Annotated in this window: 6 protein-coding genes and 1 pseudogene; 5 read left to right on the top strand and 2 right to left on the bottom strand. The window is 36.2% G+C overall.

The genetic code is table 11. The features are described 5' to 3' along the window. Together WBN20_RS03110 and purD are read left to right on the top strand one after the other, a co-directional pair. Positions 1-178: pseudogene (locus WBN20_RS03110) on the top strand (SDR family NAD-dependent epimerase/dehydratase); the annotation flags it as partial. 42 nt (positions 179-220) lie between these two features. After that, positions 221-1,492: a phosphoribosylamine--glycine ligase gene (purD, locus tag WBN20_RS03105; protein ID WP_424280665.1), complete on the top strand. Its 1,272-nt coding sequence runs from the start codon at positions 221-223 to the stop codon at positions 1,490-1,492. A gap of 60 nt (positions 1,493-1,552) precedes the next feature. Here the strand turns inward: purD and WBN20_RS03100 are convergent, their stop codons facing one another. Next, on the bottom strand, positions 1,553-1,774 hold the full coding sequence (locus WBN20_RS03100; protein ID WP_424270933.1) for a DUF6341 family protein: 222 nt from the start codon (positions 1,772-1,774) through the stop codon (positions 1,553-1,555). Between the two features lie 39 nt (positions 1,775-1,813). On the opposite strand from WBN20_RS03100, the gene WBN20_RS03095 reads away from it, so the two are divergent. From WBN20_RS03095 to WBN20_RS03085, 3 genes are read left to right on the top strand one after another with little or no spacing between them, the layout of a single operon-like run. After that, entirely contained in the window at positions 1,814-2,746 is a 933-nt protein-coding gene (locus tag WBN20_RS03095) for a hypothetical protein (RefSeq protein WP_424280664.1), read from the top strand. 30 nt (positions 2,747-2,776) lie between these two features. After that, entirely contained in the window at positions 2,777-3,379 is a 603-nt protein-coding gene (locus WBN20_RS03090) for a DUF4254 domain-containing protein (RefSeq protein WP_424280663.1), read from the top strand. After that, positions 3,366-4,415 (top strand): glycosyltransferase family 9 protein, encoded by a 1,050-nt coding sequence (locus tag WBN20_RS03085; protein ID WP_424270930.1) that lies wholly within the window; start codon positions 3,366-3,368, stop codon positions 4,413-4,415. Before WBN20_RS03090 ends, WBN20_RS03085 begins: the two co-directional genes overlap by 14 nt. Before the next feature lie 7 nt (positions 4,416-4,422). On the opposite strand, the gene WBN20_RS03080 is transcribed toward WBN20_RS03085, so the two are convergent. After that, positions 4,423-5,037: a TetR/AcrR family transcriptional regulator gene (locus WBN20_RS03080; RefSeq protein ID WP_424280662.1), complete on the bottom strand. Its 615-nt coding sequence runs from the start codon at positions 5,035-5,037 to the stop codon at positions 4,423-4,425. Between the last annotated feature and the right edge of the window lie 92 nt (positions 5,038-5,129).

Raw genomic sequence — 5,129 nt, 5'->3', positions numbered from 1 at the left:
ACCTCAGGATGATCCTTCACAACGCCAACCAGATATTACCCGTGCCAGGGAAATATTGGGATGGGAACCCAAAGTTGGGCGTGAGGAAGGCTTAAAAAAGGTGTACGACTATTTTAAATCGTTGACCCCGGAAGAGCTCTATGATAAGGAACACAGGGATTTCTCAGGTATTGCATAGATTATTACTGCTCAAAACGTATTTTTGCCCAAACTTTGAATTATGAATATCCTTATTCTTGGATCTGGCGGTCGTGAACATGCCATAGCATGGAAGTTAAAGCAAAGCCCTAAACTCAATAAACTAATTATCGCCCCCGGAAATGCCGGTACTGCCGCTATTGGAAAAAATGTACCAATTGGTGTAAATGATATTGAAGGAATTAAAAAAACTGTGCTTTCTGAAAACATCAATATGGTTATTGTAGGGCCAGAAGACCCTTTGGTAAATGGGATCCATGATTTTTTTCTAAACGATACTGAATTAAGGAATATTCCTGTAATTGGCCCGAAAAAGGCCGCTGCTTCTTTAGAAGGGAGTAAGGAATTTGCCAAACAATTCTTATTTCGGCATAATATCCCAACTGCTGCCTATAAAAGTTTTACCTCAGATAGTTTAGATGAAGGGTATTCCTTCTTAGAAACACTTAAACCACCATACGTACTAAAAGCAGACGGATTGGCCGCTGGGAAGGGCGTTCTTATTTTAAATGACGTTCAGGAAGCTAAAGACGAGCTAAAAACCATGTTGGTCGATGCTAAATTTGGCAGTGCCAGTGCCACCGTTGTTATTGAGGAGTTTTTAGCTGGGATTGAATTAAGTGTTTTTGTGCTCACCGACGGCAAAGGGTATAAAATATTGCCTACGGCCAAGGATTATAAGCGTATTGGAGAGGGAGATACAGGATTGAATACAGGGGGTATGGGGGCTATATCTCCGGTTCCTTTCGTGGATAAGGAGTTTATGGATAAGATACATGAGCAAGTAGTTAAACCCACCGTAGAAGGCCTTAAAAAAGACAATTTGCCGTATAAGGGATTTATTTTCATCGGTTTGATAAAAGTTGGGGACGATCCTTTTGTTATTGAGTACAATGTGCGACTTGGAGATCCTGAGACCGAAGTTGTAATTCCAAGAATAAAAAATGACTTAGTTGAAGTGTTCCAGGCAGTTGCAGATCAGACTTTGGATGCAATCGATTTACAAATAGATAAACGTACCGCCACAACAGTGATGTTGGTTTCTGGTGGCTATCCTGAAGCCTATGAAAAGGGAAAGGAAATTACCGGTTTCGAGAAGATTGAAGATTCAATTGTATTCCACGCTGGCACGGATAGCAAAGATGGCAAAGTAGTCACAAACGGAGGAAGGGTGATGGCCATTACATCCTTTGGAAGAGATTTCAGAGATGGACTTAGCAAATCATATCAAAATATAAATAAAATCCACTTTGATAATATGTACTATAGGAAAGATCTGGGTTTTGATCTTTAGAAACCTTGAATCAGGGCATATAATTCATATTAACCCATTTAAGAAAACCAAAAAATTCTATTATAAGTAAGAGTGAGAAGTAATACTTTTATCCTCTTCTCCATTATCGTCAAACTTTTTCAGTTGTATAAGCCAGTATATCATTGCTATAGCTCCCAGTATTACAAAGATCCAGTTTACGGCATTGGAAGCCCACCAGTCAGAAATAAATCGAAAAAAATCATAAGGCCAGAAAAGCCCATTTACGAATAAATCTTCTATGCCCTCAAAAAATGCTCTCATCTTGGTTATATTTACATTACAAAAATATAAAAACCCAGGATGATTTCAGGCATTTTTGGAAAAACAAAACCTATAAACTTTATTCTTCTTCTAGGTTTTTTGTTCTTATTCTATTGGTTTGTCCATTTTGTGCTATACGAGAACCACTATGAACCAGAACAATTGGTGATTAAGTTTGTTGTACTGGGAGTTCTATTATTTAGTGTTTTTATAGTTGATTTTATTGTAAAACGAAATCAAATTACAACAACAAATTCATATGCAATTCTTTATTATACTTTGTTAATTGTTGTTTTTCCTGAAGTCTTACTCGATGATAATGCGGTGTTTTGTAGTTTCTTCCTCTTATTGGCAACAAGAAGGCTTATTAGTCTAAAATCTTTGAAGAATATTAAGCTAAAGGTATTTGATGCTACAATCTGGACCCTTATTGCAAGCCTTTTTTATGATTGGGCGATTTTATACCTCATTTTGGTCTGCATTGCTATTTATTTCTACGAGCCCAAGAATATTAAAAATTGGTTAGTGCCTCTAACAGGCATTTTAGCCATAGGAATTATCGCTATTTGTTTTCTGATAATAACTGATAATCTGGACTTTTTGAAGAATCATTATCAATTTTCTTTCAATGTTGACATAATAGCTTATTGGATCAACAGCACCAAACTTGCAATTTATGGTATTATAACTATTATTACCGGGTCTTTGGTATTTATTAAAATGGGTAAATTGGGTGTGGGTAAAATAATCACTATGCGTCTTATCGCTATCTCGCTTGCATTGGGCTTGATGGTTACTTTCTTAAAAACTACAAATGACACCTATCCGGTGTTAATCACCTTTTTTCCGGGAGCTATTTTTCTCGCTAAGTACGTTGAATTAATTAAAAAGGCCACCCTCAGGGAAATTGTTCTAATGGTTTCCGTAGTAGCTCCTTTTCTAATATTAATGACAAAAATGATTCTGAAATAATGGGTATATTTGCATCAAATTTAAACCGCTATGTTCAGTAATTCAGCCTTTAGGATATTTGAAGAAAGTATTGTTAATTATCACATAAAGAATGATGTTAATCAGCCATTTAATAACCCCTATCCTGAAACAGATATTGATCATTTACTATATAGAAAAAATTGGATTGACACTGTTCAATGGCATTATGAGGATATTATTAGAGACCCCGAAATAGATCCTGTAAAAGCATTGGAATTAAAACGAAAAATAGATGCCAGCAATCAGGACAGAACAGATTTGGTGGAATATATTGATAGCTATTTTTTGAATAAATACCAGTCGGTACAAACATTGCCGAATGCCAGAATCAATACCGAAAGCCCCGCCTGGGCCATTGATCGACTTTCTATTTTGGCATTAAAAATCTATCACATGCAAGAAGAGACCACACGAACTGATGCATCTGAGGAACACCTTAAAAAATGTAGTCAAAAGTTAAATGTGCTTCTTGAGCAGAAGGAAGACTTATCTTCTGCAATAGATCAATTGCTGACTGATATTGAACAAGGTCTTATTTTTATGAAGACCTACAGACAAATGAAGATGTACAATGATGAGGAGTTAAATCCGGTTTTGCGTGGGCAAAAGTAAATACAAACATCTTTTAGTTATTCGTTTGTCAGCCATGGGAGATGTGGCAATGACAGTTCCTGTTTTAAACCTACTTGCCGTAGAATATCCCGATTTGCAAATTACAGTACTCACGAGAGCCTTTTTCAGCCCTATGTTTATTGGTTTATCAAATGTTCAAGTATATGAGGCAGATGTTGATGGTAAACATAAAGGAATCCGGGGATTGTGGAGATTATTTAAGGAATTGAAGACCCTGGGAATTGACGCCGTGGCCGATCTGCACAATGTGCTGAGAAGCTCTGTTTTAAAGGGGTTCTTTGTGTTATCTAACATACCTGTTATACAGATTGATAAGGGTAGAAAAGCGAAAAGAGCATTGACTACGCATAAAAACAAGGTCTTTAAGCCTTTAAAAACTACTTTCCAACGCTATGCCGACGTTTTTTATGAACTGGGGTTTCCTATAAATCTGAAAAGTGCTAAAGGGCTATCAAAAAGAATATTATCTGAAAAAGTACTGGAATTGGTAAGACCAGATAACCTAAGGTGGGTGGGCATCGCTCCTTTTGCTGCTTACCCCGGGAAAACCTATCCATTTGGACTCATGCAAGAAGTTATTTTGTCACTAAATGAAACCAATAAGTATAAAATAATATTTTTTGGAGGTGGGGAGTTAGAAAAGAAACAGTTGCAACAATGGTCGGATTCGTGTCAAAATTGCATAAATACTATTGACGATTTTTCTTTTGAAGAGGAATTGGCTTTAATCTCCAATTTGGACCTAATGGTGTCTATGGATAGTGGGAATGGCCATCTGGCTGCAATATTTAATGTACCTACAATTACCTTATGGGGTGTTACACATCCTTATGCCGGTTTTTCTCCTTTTCGTCAGGCACCGGAAAACAGTCTTCTTTCGGACAGGACAAAATATCCACTAATTCCAACCTCCATATATGGAAACACTATGCCTGAGGGATATGAAAATGTCATGTCTACAATAGTACCTGAAACTATTATTAGACGGATTTCCGCCCTGCTTGAGGCCAGGTAGTTTTTTATTATACAGCTTCTTTTTGAGTTAATGAATTAAAGTATTGCCTCAATTGTTGCATGTATTTATATCTTAAATTTCTGCAATTACCCTGGACCATTAAGGTTCTTACACCCATGTATGAGGAAATTAAATATGTAGCAACACCTTCACTGTCAACATGCCTGTCTACAAAACCATCAGACTTTCCTTTTTGTAGGATTGAGATTAAATTAACTTCCCAAATCTTATAAATATCCATTAAATAATTAGATATGACCGTATTTCTTCCGTTGAACTCTGAAATAAAGTTACTAAGAACGAAGCCATAGTCCATATCATTATGCTCAGCTGTTTCCAAAGCATTTTCAAAACATTTTTCAATAACAGGGAAGGGGTTTTCCTTTCCTTCTATTGGTTCAATAAGCATACTGTATACTTTACGAACAATTAAGTTTTGAACAATACTTACGAAAAAATCTTCTTTTGACTGAAAATGATAGTAAAAGGCTCCTTTAGAAAGAGAAAGGGATTTTAAAATATCATCAATACTGGTATTATAATAGCCATTCTTATAAAATAACTCTAATCCAGCAACTTGCATCCGGTGCATGGTGGCCATGCGTTTTAAATTCTTATCCATTAGATTTGGGTTTTGGGGTTAAACAGACCGTTAAGTCTATAAACAAAGAACCCCTGAAACCTCATGAAGGTGAATATTAAAGGATGTATGAC

It is taken from the genome of Eudoraea sp., assembly GCF_049665975.1.
Lineage (GTDB): Bacteria > Bacteroidota > Bacteroidia > Flavobacteriales > Flavobacteriaceae > Eudoraea.
Note: the sequence above shows the minus strand (reverse complement) of the source record. Positions and strands in the feature narration are given on the sequence as shown.

Coding starts and splice junctions, on each gene's coding strand:
- purD (WP_424280665.1), top strand. CDS start 221: ATGAATATCCTTATTCTTGGATCTGGCGGTCGTGAACATGCCATAGCA.
- WBN20_RS03100 (WP_424270933.1), bottom strand. CDS start 1,774: ATGAGAGCATTTTTTGAGGGCATAGAAGATTTATTCGTAAATGGGCTT.
- WBN20_RS03095 (WP_424280664.1), top strand. CDS start 1,814: ATGATTTCAGGCATTTTTGGAAAAACAAAACCTATAAACTTTATTCTT.
- WBN20_RS03090 (WP_424280663.1), top strand. CDS start 2,777: ATGTTCAGTAATTCAGCCTTTAGGATATTTGAAGAAAGTATTGTTAAT.
- WBN20_RS03080 (WP_424280662.1), bottom strand. CDS start 5,037: ATGGATAAGAATTTAAAACGCATGGCCACCATGCACCGGATGCAAGTT.